We start from the raw sequence: 18,932 nt of genomic DNA, 5'->3' as shown, positions 1-18,932 counted from the left end.
TGGATGAGAAACTGTTTGACCATATCGGATCTTCTTTTGGACAGGATCATGTTGTCCTTATCCTTACCCACCTCATCCGTATAACCATCCACGCGAATGGCAAAGTTGGGATGGGCTTTCAACAGCGCAACCAGATTTGTCAGATCCTGATGATACACCTTCGATATCGCTACTTCACCTGAAGGGTAATACAAGGTGATCCGTTTAAGTCGATGATTGATCTCCGGGTTACCCACACTGTCCCGTACAAGCATTCCATCCCGATCATAAGTATAGAATGGAGACGTGGTATACAGGGTATCATCTCCGAAATAGTAGGGAACCAGATCCTGGCCGTAATAATATTCATTCTGCAATGCATCGTTCGAGGTAATGCGATCGATATTCCTCAGGGCAATGCTATCCGTTGTTTCAATGATCTGATCCAGCAGGGAAATCAATGGGGAATATTGTGTCTCTACAGCGTTGAATACACTACCGGTGTCTTCCACCATATTCTCTACGGTCATTTCCAGTTTCGACAAACCCGAGGAATCCGTTTCCTGAATCAACTTCTCAATAAGGGTAAGTAGTGGTTCGTATTCTTTCTGATAGGTATTGAATTGCGGGGACCTGGAGCTGTCTGACACCACCTGTCTGATATCATAGAAAGTATTCCGAACAGAGACCTGCTCACCGATGATCGTATCATTTCCTGTCGCCAAGCCGTCTCCCCGGATATCGCTCAGATGAATTTCCTGGTAGAGTTCATAAAAATAGGTCTGCTGCGGTACATATATATTGATGAGATGTGGCGTATACCCCTCGGCTTCTATGATCATGTCGTAATTCTTTCCCGGAGGAAAGATCATCAGGTACTTTCCCGTTTTGGGATTGGGGTTATACACATACTTCACCTGTTTGTTGGTTTCCCTGTCCACCACCTTGATCTTCGCTTTGACGGCAACGGCAGGATCCCCAGCCAGAATCTTACCTCTGATCATGGTAAGCGGAATACTTTCCGAGGGCATTCTCAGGGAGTACAGGTCCAGGTCGCCGAAACCATCCGTGCGATTCGATGCAAAATAACCGTTTTGCCCATCCGCAGACATTACAAAGTATATATCATCCCCGGTAGAGTTGATGGGAAATCCCAGGTTCACCGGAACAGTCCACTCGATATTCAGTCGCTTGGTTTTGAAAATATCAAAACCTCCCATGCCATCATGACCTTTTGAACTGAAATAAAGTGTTTTTTGATCCGGATGAATGAAAGGCGAATCTTCGTCCTCCGGCGTGTTGATCATCGGACCCAGGTTAATTGGCTTGGACCATGTATCGAATCCGGTTCTCTCCACTTTGTAAATATCTTTACCACCATAACCTCCCGGACGATTGCTGGAAAAATAGATGGTATTCTCATCCGGCGTAATACTTGCGCTTCCCTCCCAGAATTTGGAGCTGATATGTGAGATCTTCTCGGGATCCGACCAACTGGAATCCGGTTGCGAGATGCACAGGTATATGCTTCCGGACTTCTTATTCCCTTTATAGATCATAAGTTTCTGGCCATCGGGGTACAGACCTACAGAACCGAAATTACCATCCTCATTCCCGTCAAACCTCAGAAGTGATGGAATGGTCCAGACACTATCTTTTCTGTAGGAAATATAAATCCGGTCATCAAGGGCCTGTTTTGAATACAAGTCCTGAACCGATTGTCTTTCGGTGGCCGTGAAGATCAGAATACGTTCATCTGCGGATATGACCGGACTGTGTTCTGCCCATGGGGAATTTACCACCAAACCGAGGTTCTTGATCGCAACACTGAGGGAGTCATAGATCATGTTCTCGGCTCTGTCTGTCATCGCGATCAGGTCTTCCGCGTTCTTCTTACGCGTCTCATCACCTGCATTCTGTGCGTCATCTTTGTACTTCCCGAAATACATCTTGGCTTTGGCAAAGCGGTGCAGGAAATGATGCATCTCACCAACGTATAGCAATGTCTCCTGCGGGACCCTCTTATCCTGGCTGTCAATGGCCTTCTCAAAATAGGGTATGGATTTAACCTTTTCCAGATCGGAATTGAAATAGCACATTCCGAACATGTAGCAAAAATATCCGTCGTTCTTGATGGTCTTATCCTGGATACGTTTGAATAATTTCAATGCATCCATGTATTCTGCCTTCTCGAAATGGTTGACGGCATCTTTATAAAGCTTTTGATCTCCATCCTTTTGGGCATAACCAAAAGTTATGCTTCCTAACATAAGAAGGGTTATTGCAAAAGCAACAAGTTTTCGATTGTGAGGGCGTTGGAGCATTAGCGGTGGCTGTAGCTGGAATCTTCCTTTTCTTTATCTGCCTGAAGCATACGATAAAGTGTGGACTTCCCAATGTCTAGTTTTTTGGCCACTTTCAATACATTCTGGTCGTATTTCTCCAGATAATGCCGAATGATTCGCTCGGTATATTCTTTCAAAGTAAGCCCTTCATCGAGGATGGCAGCCGTGCTCCTCAGACTTTCCAGGTTCAGGTCCTGTGCCTCAATGGCTTCGCCGGTAGACATCACAGCAGCCAGCTCGATGCTGGCTTTTAATTCCCGCACATTTCCAGGAAAAGGATGGCGGATCAGTTTGTCCTGCGCTTCCGGGGATATACCCAATTGTTTCAGGTTGTTTTCCTTACAAAACAGGTTCAGGTAGTGCTTGGCTATAAGGATCACATCCTTGCCGCGTTCCCTTAGTGCCGGCAGTTGAATGGGCAATCCCAGTAAACGATAGTAAAGGTCTTCCCGGAAGTTTCCCTTCTGCACCTCATCCGCCAGATTCCGGTGGGTTGCAACAATGACCCTCACATCCACCTTAACAACTTCGTTGGAACCTATACGGGTAACTTCCTTCTCCTGTAGTACACGCAATAGTTTTGCCTGCAAATTCATATCCATCTCGCCGATCTCATCCAGGAAGAGGGTTCCGGTGTGAGCTTCCTCAAATTTTCCGATCCTTCTGACAGCGGCCCCGGTAAAGGCACCTTTCTCGTGTCCGAAGAGCTCGCTTTCAATCAGATCCTTGGGAATAGCCGCGATATTCACCGGCACAAAGGATCTTTTCTTTCTTGCCGAATTATAGTGAATGGCTTTTGCCACCAGTTCCTTACCCGTACCCGTTTCGCCTGTTACGGACACCGTGATACCTGTTTCCGCCGCCTTCCGGATAAGCAGATGTATCTTTTGCATGGCAGGGCTGTTGCCGATGATATTCTTATCCGCCACATATTTCTCTTCAACTTCCAGTCTGAGGTGCTTCACCTCTTCCTTTAAATGTCTTTTCTCGGAAATGTTGTTCAGGGTGACCCAAAGCCTGTCTTTGGTATTGTCATCCTTCACCATATAATCAAAGGCACCCTTTTTTAAAAGGTTAACTGCAGTTGAGATATCCTCCTGTGCCGAAACGATCACCACCTCGGTGTCGGGACATTGGCTTTTTATCTGCTCAAGCGCTTCTGCACCTTTCACATCAGGAAGGTTGTAATCCAGCGTAATGACATCCGGCTCCTGGTTCAAGGCCTTGAAGCAGTCCTGGGCAGAATGGAACACCTGTACCTCATGATCCGGATTGAGCAGTACCAGATGCGATAAGAAACGGGCATACACCTTATCATCTTCCAATATAAATATCTTCATGCGACTTCCTTTTTCACATTCAGGAGTGAATGCACCCATTTGTACGCTCCAAATCCCATCTGGTTTCCCAAAGACACAAATATCTTCCCGATTTGGGAACAATTCTCAAAGATGCCAAAAATCATGTGCCTCATAATCAACTACTTAACGCCGTGCCAAAGTGTTGGCACTATTCTTCGATATCCTCTTTCGCAATCAACGAACGAACAATATCAAATCAAAATATCATGAGCCACAAACAAATCATACTGAAAGTCCTGATGCGCTACCAGGATCTCCTTCACGAGAACACGATCCAAAAGACTCTGATAGATGTATTGAAGGACAAAGGACTGAGAGAATCATTTGCTGAGGACCTCTGCCACGAAATCAGCCTGAATATGGAAGAAAAAACCAGTCAGGAAGTAAACACAGTAAATCGAATTTGCTTGAATTAATTGCCCCAAGTGCCCAATTACCCACGTTCTTACAAGGTACCCGGTGTCAGCTAATCCCAATGACCTTCCTTAAACCATGCCCAAGTTGGCCGGGTACTTTTCTTCTTCAAGCCCCAAGGCGCCCATCCTCCGATGGGCGTCTTACTTTTTACACCCCATTGATCGTGATCAACACTTGTTGTAAGACGCCATGATTTGTGTCATGGCATGCTGTATCTGTTTTTGTTAGACTTGTAGAACAAGTACTCTTAAAACAGCTTTTCAAATGAAGAAGATCATCGTCCCTACCGATTTCTCAAAAACTGCAGACAATGCATTGGAGTACGCACTCCTCTTTGCAAGCCATCATGGCATCGAAGTGATCATTCACCATGCTTTCGAAACTTCTTACAGTCATCCATCTATTCCTGTCAAGTCTTACCCTATGGCAAATGACGAGGTCCGCACCCGGCTCAAGGAGTTACAATTGTCAATCCAAAGCGATCCGAGGTTCAGCAGCCTGTTGTTACAAACCCATGCCATGCTGGGTGGTTTTGTGGATACCCTTTCGGAACTCGTCAAAAAAACACACGCCGACATGGTAGTCATGGGAACAAAAGGTGCCGGCCCGGTGAAAGGAACATTGCTAGGAAGCAATGCGGTGGATGTAATCAATCATCTTTCCTTACCTACGCTTATCATACCCAAAGAAGCAAAGTTCAAACCCATTGACAAGATCATGTTCGCCACCGATCACCATATGATGAAAAAACCTGATGCCCTGATTCCCCTCAAGGAAGTGGCTAAAATGTTTCACGCAGAGGTCACCTTGGTCAACGTACGTGACAGACACCAAAAAACCACCCTCGTGGAATTGCATGAACATGACCGTGAATCCACCTGGCTGGGTGAAGATATTCCACACAGCTCGGAAGCCGTGCTGGATGATGACGTACTGCACGGACTTCAAACCTATATCGAAAACCACCAGGAACTTTCGATGATTGCCATGGTTGCACGCCAGCATAACATTGTGGAACGCATGTGGAACGGGGGCAACACCCGACGCATGGCATTCTACAGCACGATCCCGCTGCTTGCCTTGCACGAATAACTTCCTTATCCACCAAGGGTTGAACGACATTGTGTACCTTTGTACAGGTACCTTGTCATCACATGCAACCCGATCCCATATACCTGGACTACAATGCCACCACACCCGTAGATGATCGGGTGCTTGAAAAGATGATTCCCTTTTTTGGAAAGAAATTCGGAAATGCATCAAGTCACACACATGCGTGGGGTTGGACAGCGGCACAGGCGGTGAAATCAGCCAGAGAAGACACGGCAGAACTGATTGGTTCCGAACCTGGAGAAATTATATTTACTTCCGGTGCCACAGAATCCCTGAATCTTGGAATTCTTGGGGTAGCACAAGCCTACCATACAAAAGGTAAACATTTCATCACGGTTTCCACCGAACACAAAGCGGTCCTTGATACCCATGAAGCACTGGAAAAGTCAGGCCATGAGGTGACCGTACTGCCAGTGGATGAAAATGGTCTACTGGATTTAAATATGCTGGCCAATGCCATTCGGAAAGATACGGTGCTGGTCTCCGTTATGATGGCAAACAATGAGACTGGCGTCATCCATCCGATGCGTGAGATTTCGGATATCGTACATTCAAAAGATTCCCTACTGCTTTCAGATACCACCCAAGCCATTGGCAAGATTCCTGTCAATGTTCATGAAACAGGCATCGATCTGCTAAGCATCTCAGCCCATAAAATATATGGCCCAAAAGGAGCTGGCGCGCTGTATGTAAGAAGAAAAAGCCCCCGGGTTACGCTTCTTCCGCGGGTATTCGGAGGCGGGCATGAAAAAGGATTGCGATCAGGCACCCTGAATGTACCGGGTATAGTGGGTTTGGGAGAAGCTTGTCGGGTAGCTTTGGAAGACCTGCCTGAAGATGCAAACCGGATAGCCGTCCTCAGAGACCTTCTTGAGAAAAAGTTAACCGGACTGTCCGGTGTTCATGTGAATGCAACAGCAGGAGATCGTTTGCCCAATACGAGTTACATGACTTTTGACCATCTGCGCGCGCAGGAGCTTATCAGGAAGTTGCCCTATTTGGGCTTGGCCACCGGGTCGGCATGTACTTCGGCAAAACCAGAACCATCACATGTGGCCGTATCCATGGGTATGCGTCCGGATCAGGCTCTTTCGTCCGTAAGGATAAGTCTGGGCAGACCCACCACTGAAGCGGAGATCAATACGGCAGCGCAGGCCTTGTTTGATATTTATTCGGAAATTTTAACGAAGCAGATATGAGTAAGCTGGCCAGGATACACAACGTACACTTTGTCAAAAGCAGCAGCAGGGTCAACGAGTGCCCTGAAACAGATCTCCCTGAGTTTGCTTTTATCGGACGCTCCAATGTGGGTAAATCATCACTGATCAATATGCTTTGCGATCGTAAAGATCTGGCTAAGACTTCCTCCAAACCGGGCAAGACCAAACTCATCAATCACTTTGAGGTGGATGAAAGCTGGTGCCTGGTAGACCTTCCCGGATACGGTTATGCCAGCGTAAGCAAAAAAGAGCGTGAAACATGGCCTAAAATGATCCGGAATTATTTGCTGCAGCGGGAGAACCTATATGCTTTATTTGTGCTGATCGATATTCGCCTGAAACCTCAGCCGATCGACCTGGAGTTCATCCAGCAACTGGGGGAAGGTGAGATTCCGTTTTCCATCGTATTCACCAAACAGGATAAGTTGAAGCCATCCGAAGCTTCAGCCAATGTCAAGGCGTTCAAGCGGGCCATGCTGGAGAACTGGGAAAGTTTGCCTCCCATCTTTATCACCTCTTCCACCAAAAAGTATGGCGGCGAAGAACTGCTGACCTATATCAGAGGGATCATAGAAGAAGCGCGGGCATAGATTCCCAAAGTGGGATTATCATCAGGTCCGCATTGTTCAGCCTTTAGTAAACCCGGATTTCTCCGCAAAGTGAGCACAGTAATCGCGCAGATCCTCTGCGAGGTTATTTTCTCCCGTAGACTTTTCAAGGGTATCCGCCATCGCAACCAGGGTCTGAAAGAAGAACAACTTCATTTCATCAACCAACATGTCTTTGGTCCACAAGTCTATGCGCATGGAGTTTGATGTTTTCTCATCCCAAACGGACATCATGAGGGCCTTGGCTTGCTCAGTGTCTTTCATATCTGCATCACTGGCTTTCCATACGATAGTTTCGGGTAAATGATGATCATCCAGACTCACCTGGATGTTGATCTCGGATTTTTTCTTGCTCATGCGGCAAAGGTAGTAAGATCAAGAAGATGATTTAAGAAGAAAAGTGGGAAGGTACTATTCCTTGTAGTACTGATCCGTTACCTTGAATGCGGTACGACGGTTGCGTTGATGATCATCTTCGGTTTTGGCGTTCGGAACAAGCGGCATGGTCTCCCCATACCCCTTCCATTCAAGCCGGGCTTGGGGAATTCCTTTTTCCAGAAGATAATTCACGACGGATTCTGCACGACGATTCGAAAGGTCCAGGTTATAGTCTGCTGAACCCCGTTCATCTGTGTGGGATCCTATCTCGATCACGATGTTATCATTCAACTGAAGGAAATCATAAAGATCATCTAATATCTTCATAGATTCAGGCCGTAAGGTTGCCTTGTTGTAGTCATATTCGATACCAGGAATGGCAATTGGCTCTGAAGGAATGGGCTCCAGAAAGAAATCATGGGTATAGTCTTTGGATTCCTTTGCACCTTCCGTATTCAGGGAAAAGGCGTCTGCAAAGTATTTCACTTTCTGGGCCTTCATGAAGTACTGCACCTCTTCGATAAGGTTGGTGCTATAAAAACCATTCTCATCCGTGATCACAAATACCGGAGGTACGTCCTCTTTTACATCGGTAAGCTGCACCAGGGTATTCTGCATCGGCTCCTGTGTTTTCTGATCATACACAGTTCCTTTGATGGTGAGGCGGAGCGGCTCGGTTTCCAGTTCGTAAATGCGGTAGCAGTACAGATCACTTCCGGAACTGCAATTGGCACAGCTGTCGCGATCGGAGGTCAGGAAACCTGTCTTCCCTTCGAAGCGGTCTACCAGATAGTATAAATCATCTTTCCCGGAGTTGAACGGTCTTCCAAGGTTCCTGGGCCTGGACCATGTGCTGTCTTTACCGTATGCCTTGAATATATCCAATCCTCCCAGTCCGGTATGACCATCGGAGCTGAAATACAGGGTATTATTGATGTGGTGAAAATACGGGGTCACTTCGTTTTCCTTGGTATTCACCGAATATCCCAGGTTATGGGCTTCACCGGCATTTCCGAAGTCGTCTATTTTACAGAACCAAAGGTCCATGCCACCGATGGAACCCGGGCGATCCGACGAGAAGTAGAGAATATCTTCTTCCGTAGACAGTGCGGGATGCTTGGATGAGAAACCTTCCATATTCACATTGTCATTCAGCTTCATGGGTTGCAACCACTTGCCATTGAGAAACCGGCTCAGATATATAGAGCACTCGTTGCCGTTGGGGCCCTCGCATCGGGTGAAGTAGAAGTGCGTGCGGTCTACGGATATCACACCGGCACCTTCATTTGCTTCAGTATTCACCGGGCGACGCATATTTTTCGGGGCATTCCACTTCTCACCTTCCTTTTCCGCCAGGAAGAGATCGCTCAGGTAAAGGGGATTCTGGGTGCGTTCATCAAGGATTACATTCTCCTTGCGTCCTCCTGCAAACAGGATCACCCCTTCGTCATTGTAGAAGTTAGCAGCAAAACTGGAAGAACCACTGTTGATGGTGGTATCCAGCAAGCTTACTTTGGAATCTTTGTGGGTACTGGCGGGATCCTTCGCAAAAGCAATGCTGAACATTTTTTTGGTCGCCAGATCCTTGACCTTGGTATCCGGGCCATTATAGTTCTCTATGAACTTTTCCAGTTGTGCCTGTGCCTCATCGTACTTTTCATTATTCATGAGTGTCAGGGCATAATAATACCGGGAGAAAGGATGTCGGTTCGATTCATTCTGAACGGCCTTTCCGTACCATTCCTCCGCTTTTTTATACTGGTATGACAGTCTGAAACAATCTGCTATCTGATGAACTACATATTGATACTTTCCGTAAACCAGTGAATTGGCAGGATCGCTATCCTCACTGTCTTCTGCGCTGGGATTTGCCGGTGTTTGAGGCAGGCTATCGGTAGGGGTAGGTACAACTGCTGTTGAGTCGGATGTGGTATCTGCTGCGGCTGTATTATCCTTTGATTTTGCCGGTTTATCAGGTTTGATATAGGCGATCACCTCATACGGGTAAACCGTGCTTTCAAGGTCCAGTGTTCCTTCGTCAAGCACTTTCAGATAAAAGCCGGCTGCGGATGAATAGTCGCCTTTCTTAAAGGCTTCATCTCCATATAGCAACCATTCCCTTTTGCTCTGTGCAAAAGCCGACACCATGCACAAGACAGCCATGCAGGTCAATATGTATTTCAATGAAATCTTCACAAACGTGGACAATTGGGGATGGGATCCGGGCGCTTCTTCTCCTGGATCCAGGTTAAGGAAATCTCAAACCCACCCCTTCCTGTTGTGGTGGGTTTAAGGGTAGAAGTATTAAAATCGTAGCTCACACGCACGATATAGTCATCATATTTCATTCCCAACTCCAGAATGGCGGCATCGTCTTTACGCCAGGTCGGCGCAAAGATCAGATAGCTGTCAGATGCCTGTAAATGGTAATTAATGACGAAGCTGGTGGTCATCTCATTGGCATTCGTCTGATTCTGCATCCACATTTTGGGAATGAATTGCAGCTTTTCGCTCATATTCAACTTCACGCCACCATGAAGAACATAGCGCATGGGCAGGTAATTATCCGCTCCGAAGAAACTCTCCTTGGGTTTGTTGATATGCAAGGCGGTAACACCAAAGAAAGGATTGAACCGGCTGCTTTCTCCTCCATAGAAATACAGTAAACCTACACTCATGTCCGGTACCATGAATGAACTGGATCCAAACCCTTCTCCCGAAGGCAAGGTTGGATCATACCATCCTCCATTATCCGGTCTGTACTGGCTATCGAAAAGTAATTTTTGCTGATCAAAACTTTTCTGAATAATACCCAACTGTCCGCCAACTGAAACACGGTGTCCGCGTTTGTTCTCCTGAATCAGGTCATAGGCTCCGGATAAAAGGAACCGGAATTCCTTGAAGTCTCCTTCACCAGCTTTCTGGTTCATGATCTGAGCACCAAGGGAAAAGTTACCCTTCATATGGCGATCAGCTGACAACGCTGTGGTAATGTAAGGATTGTTGGCAATGGACTTCCATTGGGTACGATAATGACCATGAACCCTCATGCGTCCGTTAAACTTCCCGGTCATGGCCGGGTTGAGGTACATCGGAGCTGCATCGTATTGAGACAGGTGAATATCCTGTCCGCTGCTTGATATCACCACAAACATCAACACGAAAAATAAAGGGAAACGCAGGTGTAAAATTTTCTTCATCAGTACCTCCATGATTGCCGTTCAACATACTCAACGTAGCAAGGTTACATCACCTCTGAATTCGTCTTTGACACCATCTTCGGATATAACCACGGCGGTATATACGTAAACTCCCATAGGTTGTTCGATTCCATCGCGGGTTCCGTCCCATTTATTGGCCTGATTATTTGAAAGAAATATCAGTTCTCCCCAGTTGTTATAGACCTTTAGCTCATAAAACCTGAAGGGACCACCACGAATAAAAAATTCATCATTGGTACCATCTCCGTTAGGTGTAAATGCATTCGGAATGGCTGGCGGCTGATAAATTTCCAGGGTTTTATATGCCGTATCCACACACCCGTTCAAATCCGTAACAATTAACATGATGGTATAGACCCCCGTGTCCTGATCATAGGAGTGTACCGGATTTTGGTCCGTATCTGTATTGCCATCACCGAAATCCCAGAACCAGGAACCGATACCTCCTGTGGACAGGTCGGTGAAACTTACCGGCTCCTTGAGTTTAAGTAAGGTCTTATCCATGGTGAAGTCGGCATTGGGCGGTGCAAGAACCGTAATTCCATTAATCACCGTATCAGAACATCCCACATTCGATGAAACGATCAAAGTCACGGGGTAACCACCGTTTACCGGATAGATATGCGTTGGGTTCTGAAGGGTTGAGGTATCTCCATCACCGAACTGCCAGTACCAGGTGATAACACTATCGCCATCCGCCACCTGGGAAGTGTCCACGAATATCACCGGTTCTCCCAGACAACCCGGGGTATACAGGAACTCCGCATCGGGCAAAGGATGAACAAATACATCTTTCTGAATGGTATCGGCGCAGCCCCGGTCATCCTTTACTATGTATATGACATTGTAAGTTGTTTGTGCGTTGTAAAGGTGAATGGGGTTAGGTTGTCCACTTACATTACCATCACCGAAAAACCAGCTCCACGTATTGATGTTACCAAATCCTTTCGTTGAATTATCCATGAACTGTGTAGAATCACCGATACAATTGTCATTGGAGATAAAATCTGCCTGAGGACCCGGAACCAGGCCAATGGTCACCGTATCAGAAACACTGTTACATAACCCATTGTTGGTGCTTTCAAAAACGAGGGTAACACTGCCCAGAAGGTCATCGGTTGCTCCCGGACAATAGAACGGATTTGTTACGTTGGCATTTGGCACAAAAGTTCCGGAGCCAAGCGTTGTCCATACACCCGATCCGGTGCTTGTATTGACCGTCAACGGAATGCAAACACCTGCGCAGGACGTATCTGCCGCCGTGATATTCACAACAGGTGCATCCACCAGGTCAAGCAGAATAGAATCTTTTACAGCCAGGCATTCACCATTTCCGGTGGTGGTGAGATACAACCAGACCTGCGTACTTTGAAGATCGTTCGCACCAGGCACATAAGTGATCGCCAATGAGCTGTCATGGGGCTGGAATGTTCCATCTCCGTTGGTAGACCATTTTCCTCCACTTGCAATGGAAATCGTACCAACCAGGTCAACGCCGCTGACATCCTTACAAACCGTGAGTGTATCAAGGCCTATATCTGCTGTTGGCGCAGGGGTGAACGTGATGCGAACTACATCGGTATCTGCCGGACAGAGTCCGTTACCGGTTGTAATCAGTTCTACATCTTCAAAACCAAGGGTGATACCACCATTTGTTGGTGTGTACACCGGATTCAGAACATTTGGCGGACTGAACGTTCCCGGACCTGTCCAGATACCACCGCCTGCATTCTGAACACTTCCGATCAATTGAATGGCTGCGTTGTTACTACAGGAAGATGTATCTGCGCCACCATTGGCTTGCGGCTGTGACACCAATGTGATACACAATGTATCCGTCACCGGACGGCACAAGCCATTGTTGGAAGAAACAAAGATCAGGCATACATTTCCGCTGGCATTGTCATTTGTTCCGGGTGAATAGGTCGGATTCAACACATTCGGATCGGGAAGAAAGCTTCCGTCACCCAGGGTTATCCAGGTTCCACTTCCTGTTGATGTATTCACACTGATCGGAAAATCAATACCTGCGCAGGTAGAATCATTACTAACAATATTCACAACCGGTTCATCGATGAAGTGTATCCAGACACTATCCGTGACTGCATTACAGTCCGCGTTTCCGGTGGTGGTGAAATAGAGGACAATGCTATCCGAAGCAAAATCGGCAGAATCCGGCACGTAACAAATGTTCAGCGAATCTGCATCAGGCAGAAACCCGCCACTTCCACTTGTAGACCATGTTCCACCGGTTGCAATCGTGATGCTTGCGGTAAAGCATATCGCGGAAGTATCTTTACATACGGATATGGAATCCGGGCCTATGTCAACTGTTGGTGCCGGTGTAAAATCTATGTGCACCAGATCCGAATCCGCCGGACACAGTCCATTTCCTGTTGTTATCAACCATACATCAGCATACCCACTGTCGATCTCGCTCTGAACCGGGGTATAAATCGTAGGTAAACTATTTTGTGTGTTGAATGTTCCGGCACCTGACCATGTGCCACCACCGGCAAATTGCACGGAACCATTCAGGAAGGCATCAGGATTGTTCGAACAGGCATTGGTATCCACTCCGGTAGCCACGGGCGGTTTCTGTGCATATATGTCTTTGGATACACTATCCATGCAACCAAGACCGGAAGTTGCGATCAACTTGACGGTATAAATACCGCTGTCCGCATAGGTGTAACTTGGATCGGGCAGAGATGAGGTACCCCCGTCTCCGAAATACCACATCCAGGCCTGGATAGTATCATTTGGACTCGTACTCGAGTTATCGGTGAAATTAAACGGTACACCCACACAGGCAGAATCTATGACAGCAGTAAAATCGGCATTTACTGTCCCGATGTTCACTACCTCATATGCCGTATCTGCGCACGCGGTTCCCGGTTGAACGATGAGTGATACGGTATATGGTCCGAGACCCGGGTAGGTATAGGGCGGTGGATTCCGAATTGTAGAAACATCCGTAGTTGATGTGGGATCTCCAAAATTCCATTGATAGCCCACGGCAAATGTATCACTTAGATTCGTAAACGTAATGGTCTGACCATTACATGGGTCCGGCGGGCCAATATCTGCCATAGCCAATGGGGGACAATTCACCACGTTAAATTGAAAATCCCTTACTATATAACCTAGCAACTGTCCGTTACGATACTCAGAACATTTCACACCTACCACATACTGGCCTTGATTGGGAGGTATACCGTCTAGAAGACCATTTGAGTTAATTGTTAAACCTCCTCCACCCATTGGGTTATTGGCTGAATATCCTATTCCCCACTGCACTTGATTGAAACTAATGGCATTTGAGCCGGGAAAAGTAGGGTAGTTATCGGGACAATTTGGTCCAGCCACCGGATTCGGACTATTATCGCATCCGCGGTATGGCGTGTACAAACTATAAACAAGAGAATCTCCGTCCCTATCCGAAGCAAGATGTGGAAACTGAATGGATTGATTTTGACAAACAAAAATCGGCGGAAAATTAACAAACTGTGGGCTCGTATTTGTAACCCACTGACTGTTATTTGGAATGTGTGCATAAAACGTTTCTCCCTCGTTTAGCGGGCCCTGTAGGTTATCAATCGATGCATTCCTGCAACACCGCTGATAAAAGAGATGATACCCGCCATTTCGCGGCGGAAGATTGTTCACGACTGTGGTATAGATACCTTCTTCAACGCAAATATTAGGCTTCACAACACAAGTATCAACAAACGGATCCAAGACCGTCGCAATTTTAAATGGAATATTGATATCAACGACACCTCCGCCATTACCAGAAAGCACCTCTACAACCGCGGTAGGATCATAAGCCGCCGTGCCACTACTACAGTCCCTGTAAAGCTTTAACGTAATACGATAGCTGGCTCCCCCGAGATGCTCATACGTAAGAGATCCCCCAACAATATGTGTGGCAAGCACAGAGATAGGTGCCACGAATATCCAAACAAATATTAGAAAACTACGTACGAATGTAGAACGATCTGAACGCATCAATCAGTGAATTTAAGACGCAAAATAGAAAAAAACCAAATATAAAGTTAGTGATTTTTTAATGAGGAATAATTACTTTTGGTAAATTGTGCATTAAACTGGGACTGAAACGAAAATATGTTACCTACCCCCAATTACATTTTCCTTCTACGCGTATGAAGCTTAAAAGTTTACTGCTTATTCTTTCTGTGATCTTGCATATGGGTCACGTTCTTGCTCAAACACAGACCAGGTGGGTAACACGCTATGCCGGAACGGGCACTGCAACCGACCGTGCCGCCGATATGGTCATTGATGCCAACGGCAATGTGTACGTTACCGGAACCGCGATTGGTCCTTCCGGAAATTTCGACTACTATACGATTAAGTATAATAACGCAGGCGTTGAGCAATGGAAGGTAAATCGTAATTCTGCTGATGGATCCAGCAATGGCCCCGATGAAGCACGTGCGATCGCGGTGGATGGGTCCGGAAATGTTTATGTAACCGGAATGGGCAGAGCATTTGGCGCGGGCAGTGATACCCTGGATATGATGACGGTTAAATACAACTCGAGCGGTGTACAGCAATGGGTTCGCGCCGAAGATGGAACCGGCAGTGGCGCCGATATCGGCTACGATATCAAGGTAGATGGAAGCGGAAACGTCTATGTTGTTGGGACTTTGAGTCAAAGCGGTGGGTATGATATTGTTATCAGAAAGTACACAAGCACTGGAGGTAACGGTTGGATGCGGACATATGACGAAAATGGAGGCGACGATATGGGTTATGCCATTGACATTGATGGTTCCGGTAATGTATATGTTACAGGAACATCTTATGAAGATGCCACCGAGAACTATAACCTTGCAGTACTCAAGTATAACAGTGCGGGTACATTGCAATGGTCGACACCATATAATGGCACAGCAAGTGGTTATGACGCCGGCTTTGCAATCACTGTGGATTTTTCAGGAAATGTCTACGTGGCAGGACATGAGCTTACCTCCGGTGTAATCAATTTTGATATCGTAACCATGAAACTAAATAGCGCAGGTACGGTTCAATGGAGTAAGCTGTATGGTGGTAACGCAAATGATCTTGACAAACCAAATGATATAAAGGTAGATGCGGGAGGTTTTGTATACACAGCTGGCAGGGTTATATCTTCAGGTAACGGCGAGGATTTTACTACCCTCAAGTATTCACCTACCGGAGGTCTGCGCTGGGCCAATTTATATAACGGCACTGCAAATGCATACGATGAAGCCCGTATGTTGATGGTGGAACCCAACGACAGCAATGTATATGTGGCAGGTATGCGTACCAATACCAACGGTGGTGCAGATTATCTGGCGATCAAATATGATTCCGCCGGAACACAGCAATGGACCTATACCTACAACGGGCCTGCCAGTTCCATAGATCAGGCAGTTGCTATTGCCATTGATGACACGGTGAATGTATATATGTCAGGCTATAGCAACGGAGTAGGAACCGGCACAGACTATGCCACCCTAAAATTTTGCCAATACTTTTCCAATATCCAGGGGAATGGTACGATTTGCCTGGGTGATTCCATGCAGCTTGGTGCTTCCGGCGGAACATCCTATTCATGGAGTCCGACAACCGGCCTGAGCAACCCAAGTATTTCCAATCCAAAAGCTTCGCCGGCTGTGACTACAACTTATGTACTTACCGCTTCCAATTGGTATGGCTGTTCAGACGTCGACTCAATAACTGTGGTGGTAACGCCACTCCCAACCCCAACGATCTCTTCCAGTGGAAATGACAGCCTTTGTGCAGGAGAAAGTGTTGTTCTGACCACCGACAGTGCGGTTACCTATCTGTGGAGTACAGGCGAAACCACGATTTCGATCACCGCGGACACCACAGGAAGTTATACCGTAACTGTTGTTGATACCAACGGTTGTAGTAATACCACCTCACCATACGATCTTACCGTAAGCGCCCTGCCCATTGTAGATGCAGGATTGGATACCTCCATTTGTATCGGCGATACCACCCAACTTGATGGAAGCGGTGCTGATGTGTATTTATGGACGCCTTCGGCAACACTTTCCAGCGGCAATGTTGAAGATCCCCTGGCCATGCCAACCGCTGACATAAAATATTTTGTCACCGGAACAGATACGGTCACCGGATGTATTAATAACGATTCGGTATCTGTCACCGTGAATCCATTGCCTACCATTACAATCAGTAGCAACACTTCTATTTGTCCGGGCGATTCTACCCAACTGACAGCAACCGGTGGCACCAATTATGTCTGGTCCCCTTCAACCGGCCTGAGTGATCCAAACATTGATAACCCAATGGCTTCTCCGGCATCAACAACCACATATACGGTCAGCGTCACCGATGGTAACAGTTGCTCGAAGACAGCCAACGTAAAGGTTACCGTATTCCCCAAACCCAATCCTACCGTGACACCCTCAGGACCTCAATTCCTGTGTCAGGGTGGAACGGTTACACTCACCTCAAGTACTTTCGCCAATTATTTATGGAATACTGGTGCGACAACCAAAAGTATTGTGGTTGACAGCACAGGAAGTTACTATGTAAAGGTAACCGATGGTAATTTGTGTTCCGACTCATCTGCTGCGGTCAGTGTAACCGTAAGCTCCCCGCCTGTTATCAGTGCCGGTTCGGATATCCAGATTTGTATCGGAGATACGGCTGATCTCCTTGCCACCGGAGGTAACGTTTATGTATGGTCTCCTGCAGCCAAGATGAACAGCAACACAATTGCAAACCCTAAAGCCTGGCCTACGGTTAACACCCAATACATTGTTATCGGTACCGATTCCAATACAACCTGTAGCAGTCGCGATACCGTTGAGGTGATCGTGAATCCATTGCCGGTGGTGACTACAGGCAGCAATGTAGCGATGTGTCTGGGAGTCGACACCATGCTGCAGGCATCCGCTCCAGGTAATCCTACTTATAGTTGGACTCCAACAACCGGACTGGATAATCCGTCCATTCCCAATCCCGTTGCAGCCCCGACTACAACTACAACCTATACCGTAGCAGTAACGGACTCGAATATGTGTGTGGGTACAGGAACCACCAAGGTCACTATCTACCCTCTTCCAACACCCATCGTTACACCTGACAATGCAGCGTCTATCTGCCAGGGAGCAACTCTGCCGGTTTCGGTGAATAATTGGTTCAGCTATATGTGGAGTACAGGAGAGACCACCCGCACCATTACCGTAAATACCACCAATAACTATGTGGTGACGGTCACAGATACCAGGGGGTGTAAGAATTCGGATAGCACCCAAATTACGGTAAATCCCCTTCCGGTAGCCGATGCGGGCCCGGATCAAAAGATATGCCTGGGAACCAGTACGCAGTTAAATGCTACCGGAGGAGATCAATATCTCTGGACACCCTCAAATGTCCTGGACAATGCCACGATCGCCAACCCGATTGCTACACCTACAACACCGCTTACTTTGTTTATTGTCACCGTAACCAACAGTGCCACTACGTGCTGGTCTACAGATACAATGATCGTAAACGCCAATTCATTACCCGGTGGCAACGCCGGTGTTGACCAGGCCATGTGCCCCGGAGATTCTGTTAATATGAGCGCTTCCGGTGGTGACACGTATAGCTGGAGTCCGACAACCGGCCTGAGCGACCCCAATATTTCCAATCCGGTGGCAACCCCATCAACGACAACCACCTATACAGTATTGATCACCAACAGCGCAACGGCCGGATGTAAATCAGATCAGGTGAAGGTCACGGTACATCCGCAGCCATTCATTGACCTGGGACCCAATATCTCCATCATCAAAGGAGACAGTACACAGTTGTGGATCAGTGGGGATACTGCGGATGCCACTTATTTGTGGACACCTTCGGTAGGATTGAACGAAATCGATGTAACAAATCCCTGGTGCAAACCATTCCAGAATACGACATATTATGTGACCCTGACCAGTAAATTCGGTTGCATTACGAGCGATAGTATTTCAGTGACCATTACCATACCTGTCGTACCTCCTGAAGGTATTTCACCCAACCAGGATGGCAAGAACGACACATGGAAACTGGACTTTATTGAAACTCTTTACCCGAATGCCACCGTAGAAGTGTACGATCGATGGGGGCTACGTGTGTTCTATTCCGAAGGCTATCCGCAAGAATGGGATGGTACTTATAACGGCGAACCCCTTCCGGTCGGAACATACTTGTACATCATTAATCTTGGTAACGGAACCGAACCACTTACCGGACCACTTACCATCATTCGATAAGGGAA

11 protein-coding genes are annotated in these 18,932 nt (G+C 47.0%); 5 read left to right on the top strand and 6 right to left on the bottom strand.

From position 1 onward, the window contains the following. Both KDD36_04640 and KDD36_04635 read right to left on the bottom strand, forming a co-directional pair. Positions 1-2,249, bottom strand: a 2,249-nt coding sequence (locus KDD36_04640) for a PD40 domain-containing protein (GenBank protein ID MCB0395913.1), incomplete at its 3' end; no start/stop codon positions are given. Between the two features lie 53 nt (positions 2,250-2,302). After that, positions 2,303-3,664, bottom strand: a complete 1,362-nt coding sequence (locus KDD36_04635) for a sigma-54-dependent Fis family transcriptional regulator (protein ID MCB0395912.1) — start codon at positions 3,662-3,664, stop codon at positions 2,303-2,305. A 227-nt stretch (positions 3,665-3,891) separates the two neighbouring features. Here KDD36_04635 and KDD36_04630 point away from each other — a divergent pair, with 227 nt between their 5' ends. The 4 genes from KDD36_04630 (at position 3,892) to KDD36_04615 (ending at position 7,025) form a co-directional block, all read left to right on the top strand. Beyond that, positions 3,892-4,101, top strand: a complete 210-nt coding sequence (locus KDD36_04630) for a hypothetical protein (protein ID MCB0395911.1) — start codon at positions 3,892-3,894, stop codon at positions 4,099-4,101. 265 nt (positions 4,102-4,366) lie between these two features. Continuing rightward, the gene (locus tag KDD36_04625) at positions 4,367-5,194 is read left to right on the top strand and encodes a universal stress protein (protein MCB0395910.1); all 828 of its coding nucleotides are present in this window, start codon (positions 4,367-4,369) and stop codon (positions 5,192-5,194) included. Positions 5,195-5,256: 62 nt separating this feature from the next. After that, positions 5,257-6,414, top strand: a complete 1,158-nt coding sequence (locus tag KDD36_04620; protein ID MCB0395909.1) for an aminotransferase class V-fold PLP-dependent enzyme — start codon at positions 5,257-5,259, stop codon at positions 6,412-6,414. Beyond that, entirely contained in the window at positions 6,411-7,025 is a 615-nt protein-coding gene (locus tag KDD36_04615; GenBank protein ID MCB0395908.1) for a YihA family ribosome biogenesis GTP-binding protein, read from the top strand. The genes KDD36_04620 and KDD36_04615 overlap by 4 nt, the downstream gene beginning before the upstream one ends. A 36-nt stretch (positions 7,026-7,061) precedes the next feature. Here the strand turns inward: KDD36_04615 and gldC are convergent, their stop codons facing one another. The 4 genes from gldC to KDD36_04595 are packed head-to-tail and all read right to left on the bottom strand — an operon-like array spanning position 7,062 to position 13,735. Then, positions 7,062-7,400: a gliding motility protein GldC gene (gene gldC / locus KDD36_04610; GenBank protein ID MCB0395907.1), complete on the bottom strand. Its 339-nt coding sequence runs from the start codon at positions 7,398-7,400 to the stop codon at positions 7,062-7,064. A 54-nt stretch (positions 7,401-7,454) separates the two neighbouring features. Further along, positions 7,455-9,584 (bottom strand): OmpA family protein, encoded by a 2,130-nt coding sequence (locus KDD36_04605; protein MCB0395906.1) that lies wholly within the window; start codon positions 9,582-9,584, stop codon positions 7,455-7,457. Positions 9,585-9,613: 29 nt separating this feature from the next. Then, complete coding sequence (locus tag KDD36_04600) at positions 9,614-10,621, bottom strand: PorP/SprF family type IX secretion system membrane protein (GenBank protein MCB0395905.1); 1,008 nt, start codon at positions 10,619-10,621, stop codon at positions 9,614-9,616. A 30-nt stretch (positions 10,622-10,651) separates the two neighbouring features. Then, complete coding sequence (locus tag KDD36_04595) at positions 10,652-13,735, bottom strand: PKD domain-containing protein (protein MCB0395904.1); 3,084 nt, start codon at positions 13,733-13,735, stop codon at positions 10,652-10,654. A gap of 1,073 nt (positions 13,736-14,808) precedes the next feature. On the opposite strand from KDD36_04595, the gene KDD36_04590 reads away from it, so the two are divergent. Then, positions 14,809-18,927 (top strand): gliding motility-associated C-terminal domain-containing protein, encoded by a 4,119-nt coding sequence (locus KDD36_04590; GenBank protein MCB0395903.1) that lies wholly within the window; start codon positions 14,809-14,811, stop codon positions 18,925-18,927. The last annotated feature ends 5 nt before the right edge of the window (positions 18,928-18,932 follow it).

Source organism: Flavobacteriales bacterium (assembly GCA_020435415.1).
In the GTDB taxonomy this organism is placed as follows: domain Bacteria; phylum Bacteroidota; class Bacteroidia; order JACJYZ01; family JACJYZ01; genus JACJYZ01.
Note: the sequence above shows the minus strand (reverse complement) of the source record. Positions and strands in the feature narration are given on the sequence as shown.